Here is a 19,493-nt window from a genome sequence, read left to right as displayed (position 1 = left end):
AAACCACCATAGTGGTTACTGATCAAATGTCAGGATTACAAATCATTATATTTCGACTTATGTTATCCACTCGGAATATTCTTAAGGATAAAGATATGCTGCACACAATTCATTTTTTATGCCCAGTTACAGCTCAGACTGTTTCTTTTTTTCAGCAAGGTTGCCTGCAAGCTTTAGGTAATGGGGCAACGTCACTGCAAATACACATTTCAAGCGGTGGTGGAGATTTAATTGCAGGATTTACGGCATATCACTTTTTAAAATCACTAAGCATCCCAATCGCAACTCACAACATCAGTAACGTTGAGTCAGTTGCAAACGTCATCTTCATGGCAGGGTCAGAGCGTCGAGCCAATCCTGGCTCACGATTCTTACTTCACCCGCTCCATTGGGGATTCAATACCCCAGCCGCCGATCATGCCCGGGTCGCTGAGTGGTCCAAATGTCTCGACAACGACTTCGAGCGTTTTGTTGAGGTCCTCAACCGCGAGACGCAGCGCAACGATGTCGATTGGGGAACACTGATTAATTCCGCCACCATACTTGATGCCGATGCCGCCACCACCAACGGTATGGCTACACACGTGGCAGTTGCAACACTGTCTAATTCCGCCGCTAATTGGTGGGTAACCTGCTGACATATTTTATCTCCAATAAAAAACCCGCCGTAGCGGGTTTATATTACTTATGTTTTAGGACCAAGGAATGCAATTTATCGTCCTGATAAGTATTACACTCTGCTTTTTCTTTATCACTTAATGCATTGTGGACTTTTCTGGCAATCGCTAATTGCCTTTTCAGGTATGCTGTCTGATGTGCTGGGGCTGCATCGATTTTTTCAGAAGGATCAATAGCAACTGATTGTGGATTATTTTGGTTAACTAAGCAGAGCTCCCTCAAGAAATACTCTGCCGTATCAGCTTTTGGCTCAGCTGAAGCTAACGATACGTAACCAAGAGAAGAAACTGCCATTACAAATAATAATTTTTTAATTTTCACGCCAAATCCTTATGCTGTTTAAGTAATTTTTTTGCAAAAAGAAGTCCCAAACACACGCGGCTGATCCACGTTGCTGCGGATCACTACGACGTCAAGGATGACTTTGCGATCGAGCTTGATCTAGTCCATGCCGAACCAGCAAGGAGCTTCGCCGCGCTGGAGCACACATTGAACTCGAACGTTATGATAATACTCTTTCTGCTTTATGAAAGGTGATTTTTAAGTTTCAGGCTTCACATCAGTGATACGAAATCAGCAGCCATCTGGCACAGCTGACAAAATGAAAGGACCACAACACAAAGTTCAATCGATCTCACGTTCATTGACATTCTCCCTTTTGCTGTTGTGATAGAAATTTTAATCACACCATCTTTGCGGAGCTTCATAAACAGATAAATTACTTTGCCGTTCTCAGTGCCAGACTGATAGCAGCACTCAGCGCCGCTGGCATCAACGCACCGGCCATTTTCTCAGCCCTTTCCATATAGCCCAGCACTGGTTTGACAGGCAGCGCATTACCGAACTGTATCAGCAGCTTTGGCGCGGGAGACTTACCTCGTTCCCTGCGCGTACCATTAGCCGAACGCTTAAGCCGCTTTTTAGCCTTTTTGCCTTTCTTAGACTTAACGCGCTGGAAAACACCGTTACGATTGCCCACTTCACCGATAAAGACGTTATCTTTTGCCTTTAACTGGTTCAGTTTATTACGTGGCAAGTTGCCGTATTTGTTCAGCTTGATGTTTTTCGGGTTAAGCAGCGCACTGCTGTTGAGCTTGTGCTGGCCCCCGAACTCAAACGGTGCGAGGTAGCTCGCAGCAATGTCCCGGACAAAAACTTTAGCCTGAAGATTGCTTTTACGCGCTCCTGTGGATCCCACTGCGTTTACTGTGAACGGCGTGGGCGAATCAAGACGACGGGTCAGCGCTTTTTTTTCTGCTGCTGCGATGTTACTAGCAACACTTGTCAATGACTGAGCTATGGCAAAAGGTATTTGTTTACGAATAGCCTGGAGGTGCATTGTAAGTGACTTAAGGTCAACCATATTCATATCTCTTTATAAAAATCTAAAAAATTATCAAGTCATTCGATAAAAGCAACACAGCACAATTGATTTTTATAAAAATACTTAAAGCTCTAAATTGGAGCTAATATTCTTTCTTTAAAGGCATCCGCCAAAAACATTAGGTTCCTACCATCACCGCCCAATTCAGGAATATATTCATCATAACTCTTAATTCTTACAAAGCTTAAAGCAGCCTGTCCTAAATCAAGAACAGCTTGGGATGGTTCGCCACTGGTAAATGCCCTGGCTGTACTTATAATAGTTTGAACGACGTCTCTAGTGGAAGAAAAATCTAAGGTCAAACTGTAACCAAGCAAACCTTCACCCCATCTCTTTTGACTCAGCTGGTTTATAGCTTTTATTACAGCCTCCATCTTCGAGTAGGCTTTGGCTTCAAACAATGGGTCGTCTGGACAATATAATACTTGTTTATAGACCTCATCCAGATAATTATGCAAGTCACTCAACGCTGATGAATGCCTTCTTTTGAACTCAAGGACATCCACTAGCGGAACATCATCAGATGGTACAGGAAGAGCATTGATAAGCTTAATTCTCAGGCTTTTTTTAGACTCATCATAAACCTTAATTAATGCTGTCTCTTGCCCCATATCGTGAATGAACCAATCATCAGTTCTTTTTTCCTCCCTGTACAGTTTTAACAATTCGATCTGTTTTTCACTGGTTTTCCTAATCAATTCATCACTGTTATCGACATCCACCATAGGTCGGACCAAAATACCTTCACCTATATAGTGTTCTTCAAGAGGAAGGCGATACCTAACCACATGGTTATCGGGTACTACCAGTCTATCCCAGTAAAGAGAGTAATAATTTAAGTCGGTTAGATTCAAACTGCCCCTACTCTCAAATCCACCGCCAGGAATAGGAACTAAAACAGCCGGTGAAGTAATAACGCCTCTGAACATAGTTTTTTTCCTATAAAATTTTACCCTAACTCTAAGTTTAGCAACACTGAAAAACTTTTTAACTTGAGTTTTAAAAAAATTTTAAGGCTTGTAACTCATTTACTGTATTCATGAACGCTTTAAATGGTGAAAATTTAAGTCACAAGGCGCACTCGTAAATGCGCCTTGTGATGATTACGCCAGCTTTTTAGCCAGTGAAGCCACATCGTCGAATAGCGCTTCGACGTCATGGCCAGCCACCTTAAGCAGCTCTTTCACCTTTGCCAGAATTGCATCGGTGTTATCGGTCGATGCAATGACTGGAGCCGGTACAGCGGTAGTCAGGGTGCTATCTTCAATTACTTCATCGGGCATCTTTACTTCCTCTCTCATGGTTAGTGCCCTGTTCATCTGCAACAGGGCATCGGTTAAATCTTTTTTGGCGCTTCACTCTGCGCCTCCTGCGGCTGAGTGATGGCCTGCTCATCCAGTTTGCTTTTCAGTTCGTCAATCTGAGCCTGAAACCGCTGCTCTACATCGTGCCAGCCGTCACGAATGGCTGTTGATTCGGCCTCAGCTTTAACAGGGCTGTTTTTCCAGCGGAACAAGCCCACCAGCCATCCAGCGGCGAAACCAGTAACAAGCGCAAATAGCGCCCAGGCAATGAGTGCGGTAGTGGTATACATGGGCTTATTTACCTTTTGAGGGTGCAGGAGTTAAACAGATCTGACGAACATAATCCTGTAGGCCGGTCAGTTGCTTTGTGACGGTTTCGATTCGTTCTCTGAGGGTGAAATAATCCCGCTGAGCGGCGTCTGTAAGTCTGGGGCTGCCATCATCATCCACGCGGGTGGCGGAGGATTTACTGGACACTGGCCGATCACATTTGGCTGAGACGCGCAGGCGCTTAGCCCCAGAATCGACATCCCTACGCAGATCGCTAATGGTTTTTTGCGCATCGGCTAAATCCTTCGTGTATTTGGCATCAATGGAAGCAATCGAAAGTTGGCGCCGGGTCATTTCATCAATCACTGCCTGTCGGTTATCAGCGAGTGATTTTTGTGTATCCCTCTGATTTTTATATCGTACGGCGTTATCACGATAATGGCCTAAGCCCAGCAATAAAGCCGCTAACAACACCACCAGCAGAAACGCCAGTACAACGCGCCAGTTAATAATTAACCAGGTCATGGGTTCAGGCTCCAGTTACAGATCTCCCGCTCTACGTCACGGCGGTTTGCCAGGCCCTGAATTCTCACCCGGTCAACATAAACCCAGCTGCGAAGGCCATCACAGGCTTGCTGATAGCGGCCGGCATTAAGGTTGCGCAGTACTGATGAGTGCTCGAATGCATTAATGCCGACGTTATAGCTAAAACTGATAAGTGCGGCTTTCTGATATGCATTCGACGGCACCTTTACGGACCTTTCCACCGACCGGGCATAGGGCTGCAGGTGCTTTTGCAGAAGCGCGTCGCACTCTTTTTGGGTATATGTTTTCCCCTGAATAACGTCCGGGCCAGTTATGCCGTTGCATACAGTCCAGATGCCGCCGACGTCACGGTATGGTGTGTAAGAATTGCCTTCGAGGCTTGGAACCAGAACAGCCGCGATGGCCAACGCACCGCCACCAGCTGCTGTGATGAGGCTTTTACGTAAAGCAGGTGAAATAGCCATTATGCTTTCTCCGCCAGCTTCAAAGCCTTGTTGACTGTATCAACTACTTCGGGCGCTTTGTCCTCATCATGCGCGGGTGACCTGTTGAGATAACTCTGGATCGCCGCAGTGCGTAAACTTTCCTGCTCTGCCTCGAACTTTCTGGCCATTTCCTCCCGGTTGCTCTCTTTGCGTTTGTAGTACGCATTCACAGCAAATGTCGCTATACCGAGCATCACACCACTGACCAGCCCGATGAAATTCCAGTCCAGGTGATAAACCCAGTCGTACCAATTGAAAAGACCGTTACAGACAAGGCCACCTGACGCGCAGTAGGTAACCCCTGATGCTATTTTGTCAGGCATAATTTTGACCATGTGAGTACCTCCGTTATTGACGGAAGCTGTGAGTAGTAAGGGAATAAATAAATACACACAATACACACTTTTATATTGATTCAATGTGTATGGTGCGTATAATTCAGTTATCAGTTAGCGAGACGGAGGAAGCTTGAAGAGTTCGGAACTGATAAAGCTGTTGGAGAAAAACGGTTGGCAACTTGAACGAGTGAAAGGAAGTCATCACCAGTTTAGTCATCCTGATTTCTCTATCGTTGTAACGGTTCCGCACCCTAAGAAGGATTTGAAAATCGGCACTGTTCATCAAATCATGAAGGATGCGAAACTTAAATAATCAGGAGCCGCCCGCAAGGGCGCTCTTTATGAGGAGTGCTTATGATCTATTACGGTGTCGTTGAAATCGATACTCTCGACGGGTCAGCCAGCGGTGTATTTCCCGGCATTGATGGATGCTCATATGCTGGCGACAATCTCAAGGAAGCGTTTATCGAAGCTGAGTCAGCCCTTGAAGCACACTTTGAGCTTTCGGCTGAGAAAGGCTTTCCGATTCCTGAGAGCAACCCTATTCCTGACATTGATTCAGGGACTATCAACAAGCACGGCAACAAAGTGATGTTAATCTGCGTTGATATCGACATTACCAAGTATCAGGGTAAATCTGAGCGCATCAACATCACCATGCCGCAACTTTTAATTGATAAAATCGACAAGGCAGTGGGCCAAAACTCACGTTATTCCAGCCGAAGCCATTTCATTGCAGAAGCGGCGCGGAAAGAGCTTTCCAATATCTGACCGAATTCCTTCGTCTTAATTGGCCGCCTTGTGCGGCCTTTTTTATTGGGTGCTCTGACGCAATTGCGATTAACAGCCCGGCACGTCTGCCCAGAGCAAATTTTTAATTGTTGATTTCAGCAGATGTCTGCTCAAAACGCTCACGCTCCAGTTCAACCCCGAGCGCCCTTCTTCCATGCTTTATCGCTGCCTTGACAGTCGCGCCAGAACCCATAAAAAAATCAGCGACCAGATCGCCAGGCCGGCTACTGGTTTGGATGATGTGTTCCATCATCTCTGCCGGTTTTTCACAAGGATGTTTTCCAGGATAAAAGGCAACGGGCGCATACGTCCAGACGTCAGTGTAAGGCACTTTCGCTGTGACTGAAAAAGGGCGCCTGAGGTAGTCATGTTCCTTCAGCAAGTCCCTGTAATTTCTGTCGAGGATCTGCCAGTTATCCACCAGCGAACTATGCCCCCTTTCCAGCAAACTTGACTGCTGCTTTTCGGCGGCGATTTTCTCAAACAGATGCTGCAGCTGTTTGTAATGTTTTTCACCGGGTAGCTGCCACTGGCTTCCACTAAACCAGTGGCTGGCCATGCTGGTCCCTGTTGCCTCGTTAATGGCTTTAGAAGAAACGCCCAGAGACTCTCTTGCGACCCGGAAATAACTTATCAAAGGGCTGAATACATTCTGCTTTAACTGGTTCCTGGTTTCTGACCATTCATTACTCTGCGGTTTATAAGGCCCGGCGTAATGCGCAGCAAAAATAATTCGTTCCGTCGCAGGGAAAAAAGCCCGCAGACTTTCTTTGTTTTGCCTCATCCATGGGCCGTGCGGTTTGGCCCACACAATATGACTCAACACATCGAACCGGTTGCGAACCAGTAATTCGGTGTCAGCTGCCAGACGGGAACCACAAAACATATAAAGACTGCCTGACGGTTTAAGTACCCGCCAGAACTCTGAAAGAAGCTCATCAAGCCACGAAAGGTAATGTTCCTCACTTTTCCACTGATTATCCCATTTACACGCTTTAACACGGTAATAAGGTGGGTCAGTGGCGATAAGGTCAACAGAACTGTCAGGAAGGGTTTTGATGAATTGCAGTGAATCAGCATTGACCAGATTAACACTGTTTAAATTTACAGTATTTTCCATAGATCCCTAAGCTTTACTCTGATAGGCTCACTGTGCTTTTGCGCTAAAGCAGTGGGCCTCGGTTTGCTTATGATCTTACCCATGAGCGAATGGCTGGTAAGGTGCTCCAACACCCTGCCAGCCGCCCATTTTCACAGCATGAATGCTGCGGGTTATCCGCAGCGCCTGAAATTCTCTCCGCCCCCCGATAAATCTTCCACCAGACCTGCCATAGCCAGCTGAGTCAAAATAAGCTGGCATTTTGGCGGTGTGATTCCTGTCATCTCTGAAACCTTATCCGGGGAAGTCCATTTAGAGGGAAGGAAATGTAAAACGGCCTGCGCCGTATCAGTCATATCTTCATGATTAATCATGTCTTTTTTCACTTTGAAAACCGTAAGTAACATACAGATAACTCTGTATGCAAAGACCATCAAGAGATAAATACCAGAAATAAAAAACGCCCTGCAGTTTTAAGACCGCAGGGCGCTTTGAGTGTCATGAAGACCGATTATCGGGATTTCGAACTGATGAACAGCACGCAGAAATCCCATCATTGGCGTGATAATGGTCCATTTTATTCACGCCGTCAATACATGAGATAAATCTTATCGCTTCAAACGCCTGATTTCGCCGTTTCCGGTGACACGCTGCAGCATCTCCCCTGCTATGGACTCTTCCTTATGGCACTGAGTAATGAGCGCTTCATAGAATGGTTTAAAATTTCGTGACCACGTTGGCTGGCTTACTGCCATAACGGCATAGCCAACAGCACGCCGCACAGTTTCAGCAGGCAGTCGCGCATAGCCGCGGCCGGTACATTTAGTGCAGGTTTTCATGACAGGTACGCCCTGAATCTCGCTCTGCTCAAGGTCCAGCACTTTGCCCTTTCCATGACAGCGACACGCATTGCTGATCACGCCCTTCCCTTCACAGGTGCCGCAACGGACACGCTGAATCTCTCTCACCTCTCTGACTTTCTCATAACTGGACGGTGTGAAGCCTTCAACGCCCATACGGACAGAGGCTTTGACAAAGTCGCGCGCAGGGAACGGCATGTGTGACTTTGTGCTGAATACCTCAGTATCAATAAACCCGGTACCACCGCAACAGGTACAGGGGTGTTTACTTGCCGCACTGCGCGAATAATCCATGTAGGCAAACGTTGCGAGCAATTGCACAAATTCGCATTTAATATTCTCTTCGAGTTCGGCGACCGCCCGGAAAAGCCCCGCCTTACTCAGACCGAATTCAGTTAACATCTCAACGGCGCGATCGCTGGACGTGATGCCATGCTTGGACAGGAATAATTCAAATCCGAAACGAGCCTGCGCGCCAGTCAGCCCGAAGGATGCCATCACATCCGAAATATCAAGGCTGTCACTGGCCGTTGCCCGTGGAGAATCGCTGAACGTAGGTGATTTAGGTGCGAAAAACTTTATCGTGCTTTCAAGGTTCAAGGTGATTCTCCTTACTGAATTTTGCTGCGTATGTTGTTTCAGGCAATGCTCTCGATCCTTATCAGCCCTGTCTCTCCCCAGATTTTTGTAATACGTGCATCCCATACGGCGCTGTCTTCATCAAACACAGCATCCATCAAAGCCTTGTGCAGATTATCGACATCGGGCCGCTGCTGGTGGGGCTGGCCGGTGAACTGCGTGCGCTTCTTTTTGCTCCAGCTGTCAGGCATGGGCAACACAAACGTGATGTGACAGCCACTGTCAGGCAGAGTGATGCCATGTAGGCGTACCTCATCGCAAAATGCCCGGTAACGCACGACCGCCGGACGCCTGGCCCAGCGGTCGCGCTGTGTCTGACGGGGCTTACCCAGCGGCGTTATTTCGTAGATCTGTAACATCAGAATCCACCTCTTTTGTTTGATTTGTGATTTTTGTTATCAGTGCGTGTGCGGGCCATCTCTGCAGCGTGGTACTGATCAAGTTCGTAGAGCACACCATTGCGCTGCTCTGCGTAACAGACGCCTGTCCGGCCATGGCGGTTGAGGCTCAGGATGTATTCAGTAAGAGACAGATCGGGAATGCCGTTTTCATCCTCGTCAGCATGGATCCCTACCCAGTAATCGCAATCCTGTTCAATCGAGCCGGTTTCTCGACTGTCGCTCGGGCGTGGGCGCTTGACCGAACGGCCTTCGACACCACGGTTCAGCTGCGTGAGGAGTACGACAGCGCATCCCAGCTCTTTAGCCAGGTTTTTCAGACCCTGGGTAATCAAACCAAAGCCAAGGCTTGTGCGCTCTGATTTTTCAGGCTTCATCAGGGTGAGGTAATCCACCAGGACCAAGCTGAGGGAGCCCTTTTCACGCTTAAGACGGCGACTCTCGGCCTGAATGTAGGACAGGGTTATCCCGGGTGTGTCATCCATGAAAATATTCCCGCTTTCGGCCAGTTCCATCGCTTTTGCGCTGGCCTTAGAAAACTGCATGTCATCAAATTTTTCGGGATAGAACGTTTCGGAATTCACTCGCGCCAGCTGGCTAATCGTGCGCTCAACCATCTGGATACCTGGCATTTCAAGGCTGAAAAGAAGTGTGGTTTTCTTTTCCACCAGCGCACAGTTGATTGCTATCTGCTGCAAAATGGTGGTTTTACCCATTTTAGGACGCGCACCGATAACGAAAAGTGAGCCTCGGACAATGAGTTTTGGCTCCATCAGCGCATCAAGGCCCGGTATGCCAGTTGTCAGGCCACGGACAGATTCCGGATCGTTAAATCGCTGATCGACTTCCTTTGACCAGTCGCCCAGCCAGTCCATAAACGGGCGATAACCCGTGCGCTTACCCGTGCGTGCGTGATCGGCAAGGTCCGTAAATACCCGCTGAGCCGCCTCATAACGTTCGGCAGCTGACAGACCATTCGACTCATAGAAATAAGCCATCATTTCAGTGGTTTTTTCAATGCCATAACGCAGCATGGCTTTATCACGAACTTCGTCTGCATAGGCAGTGATGTTTGCCGCGCTGGGCACAAACCGGGACAGTTCGGCAAGGTAGGCAAACCCACCAACGCTTTCAGTCACGCCCTTATTGTCCAGAGCAGTGGCCAGCGTCAGCAGATCAACCGGCATCTGGTTTTTATTCAGAGCCTGCATTTCTGCATAAATCAGCCTGTGCTGTGGAAGATAAAATGATTCCGGTTTGAGTCTGGCCAGGACGTTTTCAACACGCTCATTTCCCGTACCGTGCATGACGCTGCCAATAACGCATTTCTCGGCTTCGATGTTTTGAGGCATAACTTTTGGCTCAGCGATCATCCTTCGCCCCCTCTCTCACCAGCAGATAGGTCTCATCGTTGAGAAAGTATTCCAGCCCTTTACGATGCCAGACGCGCCCGGACCGCTGATCCTGACGGTCTTCCAGCATCCACCGGCAGTTTTCAGCAATGTAGGTCAGGTACTGACGCCATGATTCGAGTGTGAACGGTACGCCGTCCAGCTGGCGGGTCATTTTGGTCGCCTTCTTCCAGAAGGTGCGGATCTGGTTGCGTCGTTTGTCGCTAAGCAGGCGAACGGCTTTAGCCTCAGGCAGAACTTCGTGATAAACCGCTAAAACTTCTTCACAGGAGAAGGCCGGCTTTTTAGGTTCATTGATGTCCTGATTTCCTGTCTGAAAAGTAGGCTGTTCAGAGGGGACTGGAGCACACTCAATATCGTTAGATATTGAGTTATTATTTATAATATTGTTGTTTGTGGGAATATCGAGGGAATCATGAGGGAACAACACCTCGCCATCCGTTGCCACGACTGGCTTTATTGAGGGAATAACAGGGGAAACTTGAGGGAGAAAATCCCTGTTAATTTCACCCTGATATTCGTCGTATTTTTCAACAGTAATGATGGTAAATTTGCCGGGTGAATATGTTGAAATCATTTCCAGCTTGCGGAATTTTTTAAGCAGGTATTTAACCCGTTCAAGTTCAATACCTGTCTCCTTAGACAAAGTTGGAGCGCCTGTAATTTTCTGCCCACGGCCAATGACAACATCACCGTAATCAGTTGCCACGGTCTCAGGTGCATGGTTCATTTCCATAATCAAATGCACCCACAGGTGCACGGCTTCAGAGTCCTTATTGTAAAAGGGTAACTGCTTAATTTTTCGGTGGATCAAGGCGAACCCCCTTACGGCGGCCTCCGTTCTGACAGGTGTGGCTTTGGGTAATGCAATCACGTTACTCATGGCCGGATACCTCACGCTTCGCCTGTTCAAGGGCTTGACGAAGGAGGCGACAGGCATCGGGTGAATACTGGCGTGCGAGTACATCCCGTGCCATGTCTTTATGTACAGTAGGTTCCTGTTGCGGTTTACGGCGTTTTTGTCGCATAATTAACCTCGCTAAAGGTAGTAACTGCATAAGTACCCGGCTGAACAGTTCCCCCTGTTCAGCCTTCCTCTTTTTTAACCTCGTTAAAAAATTTATCGAAGTGCTCCCTTGATACGATGCATTCGTGTTCATAATCGTCATACATGAAAATGATCTGCCGCTCTTTCCTGTCATAGCTGATGACGCGCACGACAATGCCGCGCTTGTTCCTGAAGCGCTTGTCGGTTTCAACAAACCTTTCATCCACCAGCGCCCCCGTCATTTAAACGAATGTGCTCAAGCATTGAGAGAAGCGCTTTCGCCGTTTCACCGGTTAGCACTACGTTCTGTTCACAGCCCGGCGCTGCAATACATCCCTCTGGCAACCCCAGTTGGTGGATCATCCGACAAGCCAGTTTGCAAATGCTCATCCTGTTACGGCTTAGGCCAGATGGATGAATACCCATATCTATAGCCAAAGCCTTATTACCCTGAGTCATAGCCTGTCGGTGGAAAAAACTCTCCAGTGTTTCCGGCTTGCAGTTAACTCGTACCGAATTGCTCGAAATTGCAATTGAATCCATCTAATTTTTCTCCATGAATGCCTGATATTTGATTGACTTGACTCCAGCTTTTCAGCTGGAAGTAAAGCGTGAATAGGATGTTTAACTGACAGACGAGTGCTCTTAGACGTATCTCTGCGGATAAAGAATTTGCATCTCACTGATTTTACCTTTGAAAAATCTTGAGATTCTTTCTGCAGTCTCGATCGACGTGACTTGGATGCCCCTTTCAATGCGGCTCAAGTTTCCAACATCGATTTTTACGGCTAAGGCTACCTCACTGATCGTTAATCCATTCTCCTCACGCATTTTTCGTAGTGGTGTTTGCATCTGACGCCCTCATTTAATGCGCTGTACGCATATTATTGCATTCGCATAATTTGCGCAACACGCTTTGCGAGTGACGCATAAATGATTTCAAATACACATATGAATGTTGGAGAAAAAATTCGCCAAATCCGCAAGGCGAAAAACATGACATTGAATGAATTGGCATTGCTTGCGGAGAGCGATGTAGGGAACCTGTCACGATTAGAGCGTGGTAAACAGGGGTACAGTCATGCCCAGATCATAAAAATTGCCGCTGCGCTTCATGTACCAGCATCGGAGCTATTCTCAACTGATGATGTTAATGATACTGTACTTTCATACAGTATTGATTCGCTGATTCAGGCGAGGAGGCATGATGTGTACAGGGTTGATGTACTTGAAGTTTCTGCAAGCGCAGGCAATGGCTCACCATCTCGTGATTTGGTTGAAGTTATACGATCGATAGAATATGAACCTGAGCAAGCCAAACTAATTTTTGGTTCTATTCCTCAAGAAAAAGTGAAACTGATCAACGTCCGTGGAGATAGTATGCAAGGCACTATCGAGCCGGGAGACTTAATTTTTGTCGATCAGCGAGTCACCTATTTTGATGGAGATGGGATTTATGTTTTTGATTTTAATGGCGATACATTTGTTAAGCGATTGCAAAAAGTTAAAAACGACTTGATAGTGATCTCTGATAATTCCAAATATCGAGAGTGGACTATAACCCCTGAAGAATCTGAGATGCTACATGTGTCTGGTAGAGTGATGTTAAGTCAGACACAGCAATTCAGGCGACACGGCTAACCCCTCCATGGACCAATCTTGAAACCCGCTTTGCGGGTTTTTTTGTTTCTCTCGCAAAAAAAACCGCTTTTTTAAGCCATTCAAAAACAAAAAGTTAAAACTTTTTATCTGCACTTCTACATCCAAATCACAAAATATGCGCTTGACGCATATGCGCTAAGCGCAATATATTCATCCTGCACCACAGATTTCTCGCTCTTTAACAATTCGGCAAGCGCTTCTGTATCAAGGCAGACAGTACGCAGCTCGCTCACTCCCTGCGACATCATGGAAGGTGCTACAGGCGAGGCAAAACATACGCCAGCACAGTGAGCAAAGCAGAGGGTACAACTGATACAAAAGCGCTTTTTAATAACCAAAAGGAGATAAGCAGATGAAGTAGAAAAGCGGTAAGACCGCAGCCGTATGGCAATGCAGCTGTAATGATGTTGCCCCGAGTCTCCACGTTGAGAGCCAGCTTTGCATCTGGTGAGGGTAAATAAGAAAAGAAGCGCCGGTGTCGCAGCGTAACTGCCAATTACGCACTGGTCAGAGCCAACGGGGAACTGAGATGAACCGGGGTTACGAACTCAAGGGCATGAGCGCGGCCACTGCGTCAGTGTGGCGGTAGTTTCTTTTGAGCTGCGTGAGATAGCAGGCGCAGCATCAAAACGAACTGACCAACTTATCGCATGGGGAAAGTAGAGATGGATAAAGCCTACGAAGAATATTTTGAAAGCCTGAAAGAAGGCGAAGAAGTGCTGAGCTTTGCCGAGTTTTGCGAAGCTTTAGCACCAGCCAAGAAAGGTTGACGCCTCACCAGGGCAAGCCCAGACGATATCTGAGTGGCTTAAAAAACAGATGGGAGCCGGTGGAAGCCCGGCACACAACAGGTAAGAGCATTGGTTGGAACGCACATAGAAGCTTTGTTGTCCGGGCCAGTGGCTGGGGAAGAATCCAGTACAAACCGACCGGCGGCCAGATCGGTGCCAGGTTACGCAGTGCTCTTTCCGTTGTGGTGAATGACGGATGATGACCGTCAAACGGTTGAGATTGATAAGCGGGCGAAACGTTCTAAGCGAGCATAAGGACTGGTCAGACGCGGATGGAACGGGCGGCTACGATTTTAAACACCGCGCCACTGAGCTGGGTATGTCACCAGCCACCACAACAAAACGGGGGCAGCACCGGAAAAGTCTGCCAGTTCTTCAAGCACGTGTCCGCGTGTGACCCGAACCATGCTGGCTGGGAGGTCAGTCCGTAACAGGGTAGAGCATTTGGAGGCGAACCATTAAGCCGGCGAAGAGTGTTCTATCCGTTGTGGTGAATTGCAGTCCATCGAGACAACCAGAAGATCAGCGTCTGGCGCCACAACCCCATAATTGCTGTGGAGTCTTTAGCCCCCCTAACCGGGGGCCTTTTTTTGACTTCTTTTTAGCCTTCCGAGGTATCCATGGATTTCATACCAAAACTAACGCGGCAGCGCATTAGCGAACTTCCCAAAGGTACGCCGATCCGCATCGGTAATCGCAACGTCATTTTCGATGGCTGCAGCATTGAGCCCAATTACAAGGGCGAAGAACAAACTTTTGTTTATTACATCGATAAGAACGGCCAACGCCATCGTCACTTTGAATGGCTGTTACTCGAGTCTGCTACCGAATTCATTGAGTCGGAGCTGTGTGAATACTGTGCCCGATTCCGGCATCCCACGGACATTAAGCGCAGGATTATCCGCTTCTGGAACCGTAGCGAAGTCCTCTCTTTTTGCAGCGACAAAGGCTGCGCAAACCTTTACCAGCAAACAATCCGCGTCCCGGCTGCGCGCCAGGGCAAACCAAGGAGACGTATCTCATGAGCCATGTAAATCGCCTGCAGTTCAAACATCGCCTGACGGGCGCTGATTTCCATCCAAAGCCACGCCACTGGCTAACACCATTACTCATCGCATTGTGTGTGGTGGCGGGAATGTGTTTGCTATGACAGTGACAACGATCCCCACTGAATTAGCCCTCAACGAGGCCATGCGTTCGCTGGCGATCAGTACCATCCTGGTGCTGTGTGAGCAATACAAAATCAGCTCTGCCGATCTGGAAATGCTGGCCCACCAGCTGGCACGTAGTGAAGCAAATTCGACAACGCACCAATCAACGATCCTCTGAAGTTTTAGCAATGCGTTGCTGTAAAAACAATCAATTTACTGATTACCGTTCACCATAACCGCCTGCAGCTAAGGCGGTTTTTTTATGAGATCTAACCATGTCATGGATAACCACTCAGTCCGGCAAGCACTTCGATTACCTCAATCCTTCTGTTGACAGTATCTGCATTGAAGATATCGCCTGCGCCCTTTCCAATATCTGCCGCTTCACTGGCCACTTGCATGATTTTTACAGTGTCGCGCAGCACTCCGTTCATGTGAGCTACCTGGTAGAGCCAGAGTTCGCACTTGAAGCCCTGCTGCATGATGCCGCCGAGGCTTACTGCAGCGACATTAATGCGCCGCTTAAGCGCTTACTACCCGATTACCGATACATCATCAAACGGGTTGAGAAAGTCATTGCCGCTAAATATGGCCTTCCTCCTGAGATGAGCCAGCAAGTTAAGCACGCTGATCTGGTCATGCTTGCGACCGAACGCCGCGACCTCGATTTTGACACTGGCACGCACTGGCAGATGCTGAATGGAATTGAACCAGCTCAACACTTCATTATCTCGCCTTTAAATCCCCGCCAGGCACGTGTGCTTTTCCTTCAACGTTACAACGATTTGAAAACCGGAGAACGGAACAATGAAAACACCAGACGTTAAATCGGCATTGCGCGCGCGTTTCTGCTCCCCGGAATGGTCAATATTTTTTGAGGTTGCTGATGGTACTGGAATGCATCAGCGACGCTGGGCAGACGCAGTGGCCATGAACATGTACCCATCACGCGGCATGGAAATTCACGGTTTTGAAATTAAGGTTAGCCGCGGAGACTGGCTGCGTGAACTCAAAAACCCAGAAAAATCATCTACGGTTCAGCAGTTCTGTGACCGTTGGTGGATTGTGGCGCCTAAAGAAATCATTAAGCCCGGCGAGCTACCGCCTACATGGGGGCATTACGACGTAACTCCTGCTGGAATTATTCGCCAGATGGTTGCAGCGCCAAAGCTTGAATCAGTTCCTGTCAACAAATCCTTTGTGGCTGCCATGTTGCGGCGAGCCGGTGGCGTTGATGAAGCGGTTATGGCGGCGGCGGTCTCGCGAGAACGTGAGCAGTTAGAAGCGCTATTTAATGATCGTTTGCAACGCGAGGTTGATTATCGGGCAACAAAAGCCAATACAGCCCTGGAAAAATTGGCGGAATTTGAGAGGGAAACGGGCCTTTCGATTGATGGCTATGGGGCTATTAAAGAGGTAGCCGATGCTGTGCGCTTCATACGTCATACAGGTGCGCTCGCGACGTGGCGAGGCCTCGAGGGACTTGCCACAGAAGCTGAACGGTTTTCGGCCAAAGTACGCGAGTTCACAAGTGCAAATAGTTTGCCCCATGACAATGCGGATAAGGCGGGTGTGTGATGAAAACTACTATCCGTATTGACCAGATGAAGTTGGTAACTGCGATTAGCTTTGAAGTCTCTCGCCAGTATCCCGGCGTAACTGTAGACGCTGACCAGTTCAACGCCATTATCGCTGCAGCTAATAGCGTCAAGGCCGCTTACGATAGCACTGAAGTAGAAGTTGTCGAAGGGGATGAAGAAGATGCGTGAGCGACCAATCCTCTTAAACGCCGAAATGGTTCGTGCAGTTCTGGACGGCAGGAAGACGCAGACGCGCCGCATGTTGACTCCGCGCCAACTGAAGATGATAGATGCCGCTGCCAGTTTCGGTGAATGCTATCCGCTTGAGTCCGGCCACCAGCATGAAAACAGCCAAAGTTACTACCGCGAATGGTGCCCGTTCGGTGCAGTAGGTGATCGCCTGTAGGTGCGTGAGACTTGGGCCCGATACAACATTGACCAAGATAGCCACGATATTGCTTATCGTGCCACTACTCCTGACGATTGGCCGAAAGGAGGTCGCTGGCGTCCATCCATCCACATGCCGCGCTGGGCTTCCCGCATAACGTTTGAGATTACCGGCGTTCGTGTGGAACGTTTGCAGGATATCAGTCGCGCAGATGCAATTGCGGAAGGTGGGCCGCAGAGCCACCCATCTATTGACGCTGTATCGCAGGATTACTGTTTCCCGGACTTCTCCCGGTCGTGGTTCGGACAAACGTGGTGGAGTATCTACGGCGAGGAAAGCTGGCAGGCTAACCCGTGGGTGTGGGTCATGGAGTTTAAGCGCGTGGAGGTGGAGTGATGGCGACCAAAGAGGAAATCAGTGAAGGCTTACAGAAGCTTGTTAGTCAGGCATACAGTTACGCTGCTTCGCTTGATTTGGGACCGGAGCGCATAGAGGCGTTTGATCTGTCGGAAGCTTTGCGCCGACTTCAGCGCCGTGGCGCGGCCAGCCAGATGCTGGCTGCTACCAATCCACTCTTAGCCTTCGGTGATGATGACGAAGATGAAGATGAGGATTGGGATGAGGATGACGACTGATGGTTACTAAGTCTGATTTGCAGGCCAAGGTAATTGAGTTGGAAAAGGATAATCAGGCGCTGAAAAAGCTTCTGGACCGCGCGGAGCGTGAGCTGAATGACAAGCTCTATCCAGAGGAAATGCCGCCGATTCCCGTTCCATACCTCATTACCTGTCAGATGAAGTATTACCGGATGCCGTGGGAGCCATTCTGGTGTTACGAACATCTCCAATGGTGCGATGAGCTGGATAGCAGCTTTCCTTATTCGATGGCTGACAACTCATGCCCTATTTGTAGAGGTGCTGAATAATGGCAAAGTCCCCCGCCGAACGCAAAGCACAGCAGCGTGCCAGGCAGGCCGCCGCCGGTGTCAGAAAGCTGGAGATTGTTCTTGATGAGCAGGAACTGGCGATGCTGGAGCAGAACTGCTCCGCTCGCCGTCCAGGGCGTGAGCCCTACGAAATGGCAGAGTATATCGCTCTGCTTATTCGCCAGGACGATGCGCGGGCCCGTAGCCGGTTCAAATCGATGAGTAAGCGCAAGTGCGGTAAGTGTGGTGATTGCCTGCCTGTGCAGGATTGCCCACTGAAAGAAGAGTCAGACTGTTGGGTTTGCCTAGGCTGGCATGAAACGAAATTAATTATATAATGTTCTGTGACATGTCACGGAGAAAAACATGAAAATTGATCAGCAATACCTCAAAGATCTGCTTATTGCTTTTGAAGACAATGATGGCCCTCAGACAAATATCTTAGAGTTGAAAGATGCTGGGTTTGACTATTCAGAGCAAAAGTTTATTTTTCACATGCGTTTACTGGACGACAAAAATTTAATTTCTCGTACCGACGGAGAACCCGGATTTGGACTTTTCTTAGGTGCTGATGATACCGCGAGTTGGGCTGTTCTCCCTCTTCGCCTAACATCTCAAGGGCACGATTTCATCGAAGCTTTGCGTCAAAAAGAGGTTTGGAATTCAGTAAAGGATAACTTCAAGGAAGCAAGCATCTCGACGTTGGTAGATGTTGCAAAACAACTCGCACAAGGCTTCGCCAAGCAAAAGATCAAACAGCTAACAGGCTTCGATCCGGATTGATAACTATGTGAACATTATCAAGTAGCTAGGTTTATTAAGAAGAGATTGCAGCACAATACTAACGCTGCGATGAAATTACGCTCAGAAACAATCCGAAAATTAATAAGAGGAATTTTCATGGACGGAGGTATTGCTGCTTTACTTGCTGCGGCGCTAGGAGCTATAGGAGCAGCCATTGGTTTAATCATAACAAAAGAAAATAAGACATCTGAGTTTCGGCAGTTATGGATAAATGAACTACGTGATGCAATTGTTGGATTGTCACAAGCCTATCAACTAGCAGCTGATAGAGCCCCTAATTCCAAGGAGGACAAAAAAAAGGCGCGCTTAGAGGTAAATAAATTAGTTGCGGAGATACAGCTAAGGCTGAATGGTAACAATCCAAATAAACACGAGCTAGCACTTAAGGAAATCCTTGTAAAAGCTGAGAGTGAGGTGCTAGCTGAAAATGCTAATGTAGTAAATTTAGTTATCCAATTACTCAAAGCAGGAAGTAAAGTTTTAAAAGCTGAGTGGAAGAGAGTAAAAAGAGGTGAATTGAAATACAGAATTTGTGTGTGGATTGCTTCCTCTTTAGCGGTCATGTCTATGTTAATTTCTGGAACTTATCTTTATCACCATTTCGATAAGATAGTTAACATAATCACAAATTAAAAAATTGATCAAAATTACCTCGCCAAGGCGGGGTTTTCAATTGCCGCAAATTCTATGAATGTCTAAATTCCTTGCGCACTACGCGCAATCCCCCCTTTACGACACCACTGCCTATGTAGGCGTCTGGAACATGCTGCTCATCGTTATGTTTTGCCTTGAGCTTTATAACTGTGAGGTGAGTTAATGCAAACTCAGCCACCTGAGGGAAAGCCTACTGGAACGGCCGGCAGGTCACCTGCTGCTGTTCCGCCTATGATTTCCCGCATCGCTTTAGCGGTGGCCGATGCAATGGCTACCAGATGGCAA

At 48.0% G+C, this 19,493-nt stretch carries 31 protein-coding genes and 1 pseudogene; 16 read left to right on the top strand and 16 right to left on the bottom strand.

Annotated features, from left to right (window positions below; all coding sequences use genetic code 11):
* Window positions 1-95 precede the first annotated feature (95 nt).
* Window positions 96-638 carry an ATP-dependent Clp protease proteolytic subunit gene (locus NR177_RS09110; protein ID WP_256852741.1) on the top strand — a complete coding sequence of 181 codons (543 nt, stop codon included), beginning with the start codon at window positions 96-98 and terminating at the stop codon, window positions 636-638.
* Window positions 639-681: 43 nt separating this feature from the next.
* Here NR177_RS09110 and NR177_RS09105 read toward each other — a convergent pair whose 3' ends face one another.
* The 8 genes from NR177_RS09105 to NR177_RS09070 form a co-directional block, all read right to left on the bottom strand.
* Window positions 682-999, bottom strand: coding sequence for a hypothetical protein (locus NR177_RS09105; RefSeq protein WP_256852740.1), 318 nt, complete (start codon window positions 997-999; stop codon window positions 682-684).
* 397 nt (window positions 1,000-1,396) lie between these two features.
* Complete coding sequence (locus tag NR177_RS09100) at window positions 1,397-2,041, bottom strand: hypothetical protein (protein ID WP_256852793.1); 645 nt, start codon at window positions 2,039-2,041, stop codon at window positions 1,397-1,399.
* Between the two features lie 92 nt (window positions 2,042-2,133).
* Window positions 2,134-2,991 carry a DUF6236 family protein gene (locus tag NR177_RS09095; RefSeq protein ID WP_256852739.1) on the bottom strand — a complete coding sequence of 286 codons (858 nt, stop codon included), beginning with the start codon at window positions 2,989-2,991 and terminating at the stop codon, window positions 2,134-2,136.
* A 174-nt stretch (window positions 2,992-3,165) separates the two neighbouring features.
* Window positions 3,166-3,345, bottom strand: a complete 180-nt coding sequence (locus NR177_RS09090; RefSeq protein ID WP_256852738.1) for a hypothetical protein — start codon at window positions 3,343-3,345, stop codon at window positions 3,166-3,168.
* 53 nt (window positions 3,346-3,398) lie between these two features.
* Window positions 3,399-3,656 (bottom strand): hypothetical protein, encoded by a 258-nt coding sequence (locus NR177_RS09085; RefSeq protein ID WP_256852737.1) that lies wholly within the window; start codon window positions 3,654-3,656, stop codon window positions 3,399-3,401.
* 4 nt (window positions 3,657-3,660) lie between these two features.
* Window positions 3,661-4,161, bottom strand: coding sequence for a lysis protein (locus NR177_RS09080; protein WP_256852736.1), 501 nt, complete (start codon window positions 4,159-4,161; stop codon window positions 3,661-3,663).
* Window positions 4,158-4,646, bottom strand: a complete 489-nt coding sequence (locus NR177_RS09075; protein ID WP_306278009.1) for a lysozyme — start codon at window positions 4,644-4,646, stop codon at window positions 4,158-4,160. Before NR177_RS09075 ends, NR177_RS09080 begins: the two co-directional genes overlap by 4 nt.
* Window positions 4,646-5,002 (bottom strand): class II holin family protein, encoded by a 357-nt coding sequence (locus NR177_RS09070; protein ID WP_176019080.1) that lies wholly within the window; start codon window positions 5,000-5,002, stop codon window positions 4,646-4,648. Before NR177_RS09070 ends, NR177_RS09075 begins: the two co-directional genes overlap by 1 nt.
* A gap of 133 nt (window positions 5,003-5,135) precedes the next feature.
* On the opposite strand from NR177_RS09070, the gene NR177_RS09065 reads away from it, so the two are divergent.
* Window positions 5,136-5,318 (top strand): type II toxin-antitoxin system HicA family toxin, encoded by a 183-nt coding sequence (locus tag NR177_RS09065; RefSeq protein WP_256852735.1) that lies wholly within the window; start codon window positions 5,136-5,138, stop codon window positions 5,316-5,318.
* A gap of 41 nt (window positions 5,319-5,359) precedes the next feature.
* Window positions 5,360-5,776, top strand: a complete 417-nt coding sequence (locus NR177_RS09060; RefSeq protein WP_256852734.1) for a type II toxin-antitoxin system HicB family antitoxin — start codon at window positions 5,360-5,362, stop codon at window positions 5,774-5,776.
* A gap of 103 nt (window positions 5,777-5,879) precedes the next feature.
* Here the strand turns inward: NR177_RS09060 and NR177_RS09055 are convergent, their stop codons facing one another.
* The 8 genes from NR177_RS09055 to NR177_RS09020 form a co-directional block, all read right to left on the bottom strand.
* On the bottom strand, window positions 5,880-6,917 hold the full coding sequence (locus NR177_RS09055; RefSeq protein ID WP_256852733.1) for a site-specific DNA-methyltransferase: 1,038 nt from the start codon (window positions 6,915-6,917) through the stop codon (window positions 5,880-5,882).
* 152 nt (window positions 6,918-7,069) lie between these two features.
* Window positions 7,070-7,303, bottom strand: coding sequence for a hypothetical protein (locus NR177_RS09050; RefSeq protein WP_306278008.1), 234 nt, complete (start codon window positions 7,301-7,303; stop codon window positions 7,070-7,072).
* A 201-nt stretch (window positions 7,304-7,504) separates the two neighbouring features.
* Entirely contained in the window at window positions 7,505-8,356 is an 852-nt protein-coding gene (locus NR177_RS09045; RefSeq protein ID WP_256852732.1) for an antitermination protein, read from the bottom strand.
* Between the two features lie 38 nt (window positions 8,357-8,394).
* Window positions 8,395-8,754: a RusA family crossover junction endodeoxyribonuclease gene (locus NR177_RS09040; protein WP_256852731.1), complete on the bottom strand. Its 360-nt coding sequence runs from the start codon at window positions 8,752-8,754 to the stop codon at window positions 8,395-8,397.
* On the bottom strand, window positions 8,754-10,166 hold the full coding sequence (locus tag NR177_RS09035) for a DnaB-like helicase C-terminal domain-containing protein (RefSeq protein WP_256852730.1): 1,413 nt from the start codon (window positions 10,164-10,166) through the stop codon (window positions 8,754-8,756). The genes NR177_RS09040 and NR177_RS09035 overlap by 1 nt, the downstream gene beginning before the upstream one ends.
* Entirely contained in the window at window positions 10,156-11,088 is a 933-nt protein-coding gene (locus tag NR177_RS09030; RefSeq protein ID WP_256852729.1) for a DNA replication protein, read from the bottom strand. The genes NR177_RS09035 and NR177_RS09030 overlap by 11 nt, the downstream gene beginning before the upstream one ends.
* Window positions 11,089-11,291: 203 nt before the next feature.
* Window positions 11,292-11,495, bottom strand: coding sequence for a DUF4222 domain-containing protein (locus NR177_RS09025; protein ID WP_256852728.1), 204 nt, complete (start codon window positions 11,493-11,495; stop codon window positions 11,292-11,294).
* Between the two features lie 403 nt (window positions 11,496-11,898).
* Window positions 11,899-12,105, bottom strand: coding sequence for a helix-turn-helix transcriptional regulator (locus NR177_RS09020; protein ID WP_210507426.1), 207 nt, complete (start codon window positions 12,103-12,105; stop codon window positions 11,899-11,901).
* An 81-nt stretch (window positions 12,106-12,186) separates the two neighbouring features.
* Here NR177_RS09020 and NR177_RS09015 point away from each other — a divergent pair, with 81 nt between their 5' ends.
* From NR177_RS09015 to NR177_RS08955, 13 genes and pseudogenes are all read left to right on the top strand, one after another.
* Window positions 12,187-12,894: an XRE family transcriptional regulator gene (locus NR177_RS09015; RefSeq protein WP_372340335.1), complete on the top strand. Its 708-nt coding sequence runs from the start codon at window positions 12,187-12,189 to the stop codon at window positions 12,892-12,894.
* A gap of 1,432 nt (window positions 12,895-14,326) precedes the next feature.
* On the top strand, window positions 14,327-14,731 hold the full coding sequence (locus tag NR177_RS09010; RefSeq protein ID WP_256852727.1) for a hypothetical protein: 405 nt from the start codon (window positions 14,327-14,329) through the stop codon (window positions 14,729-14,731).
* Complete coding sequence (locus NR177_RS09005) at window positions 14,728-14,856, top strand: hypothetical protein (protein WP_256852726.1); 129 nt, start codon at window positions 14,728-14,730, stop codon at window positions 14,854-14,856. The genes NR177_RS09010 and NR177_RS09005 overlap by 4 nt, the downstream gene beginning before the upstream one ends.
* Entirely contained in the window at window positions 14,853-15,035 is a 183-nt protein-coding gene (locus tag NR177_RS09000; protein ID WP_256852725.1) for a hypothetical protein, read from the top strand. Before NR177_RS09005 ends, NR177_RS09000 begins: the two co-directional genes overlap by 4 nt.
* A gap of 97 nt (window positions 15,036-15,132) precedes the next feature.
* Window positions 15,133-15,684, top strand: coding sequence for an HD family hydrolase (locus NR177_RS08995; RefSeq protein ID WP_256852724.1), 552 nt, complete (start codon window positions 15,133-15,135; stop codon window positions 15,682-15,684).
* Entirely contained in the window at window positions 15,665-16,435 is a 771-nt protein-coding gene (locus tag NR177_RS08990; protein ID WP_256852723.1) for a hypothetical protein, read from the top strand. The genes NR177_RS08995 and NR177_RS08990 overlap by 20 nt, the downstream gene beginning before the upstream one ends.
* Entirely contained in the window at window positions 16,435-16,626 is a 192-nt protein-coding gene (locus NR177_RS08985) for a hypothetical protein (protein ID WP_256852722.1), read from the top strand. The genes NR177_RS08990 and NR177_RS08985 overlap by 1 nt, the downstream gene beginning before the upstream one ends.
* Window positions 16,619-17,221 (top strand): annotated as a pseudogene (locus tag NR177_RS23980) (hypothetical protein). The gene NR177_RS08985 and the pseudogene NR177_RS23980 overlap by 8 nt, the downstream one beginning before the upstream one ends.
* Complete coding sequence (locus tag NR177_RS08975) at window positions 17,221-17,460, top strand: hypothetical protein (RefSeq protein ID WP_256852721.1); 240 nt, start codon at window positions 17,221-17,223, stop codon at window positions 17,458-17,460. The pseudogene NR177_RS23980 and the gene NR177_RS08975 overlap by 1 nt, the downstream one beginning before the upstream one ends.
* A complete protein-coding gene (locus NR177_RS08970) occupies window positions 17,460-17,750 on the top strand; it encodes an antitoxin PHD (RefSeq protein ID WP_256852720.1) in 291 nt (96 codons plus the stop codon). Before NR177_RS08975 ends, NR177_RS08970 begins: the two co-directional genes overlap by 1 nt.
* Window positions 17,750-18,088, top strand: coding sequence for a hypothetical protein (locus NR177_RS08965; RefSeq protein WP_256852719.1), 339 nt, complete (start codon window positions 17,750-17,752; stop codon window positions 18,086-18,088). The genes NR177_RS08970 and NR177_RS08965 overlap by 1 nt, the downstream gene beginning before the upstream one ends.
* A 28-nt stretch (window positions 18,089-18,116) precedes the next feature.
* Window positions 18,117-18,533 (top strand): DUF2513 domain-containing protein, encoded by a 417-nt coding sequence (locus NR177_RS08960; RefSeq protein ID WP_256852718.1) that lies wholly within the window; start codon window positions 18,117-18,119, stop codon window positions 18,531-18,533.
* 117 nt (window positions 18,534-18,650) lie between these two features.
* Window positions 18,651-19,187 (top strand): hypothetical protein, encoded by a 537-nt coding sequence (locus NR177_RS08955; protein WP_256852717.1) that lies wholly within the window; start codon window positions 18,651-18,653, stop codon window positions 19,185-19,187.
* Window positions 19,188-19,493 lie beyond the last annotated feature (306 nt).

This window comes from Pantoea sp. Fr+CA_20, assembly GCF_024520835.1.
In the GTDB taxonomy this organism is placed as follows: Bacteria; Pseudomonadota; Gammaproteobacteria; order Enterobacterales; family Enterobacteriaceae; genus Pantoea; species Pantoea allii.
The sequence above is the reverse complement of the archived record's forward strand: the minus strand, read 5'-3'. Positions and strand labels throughout refer to the sequence as shown.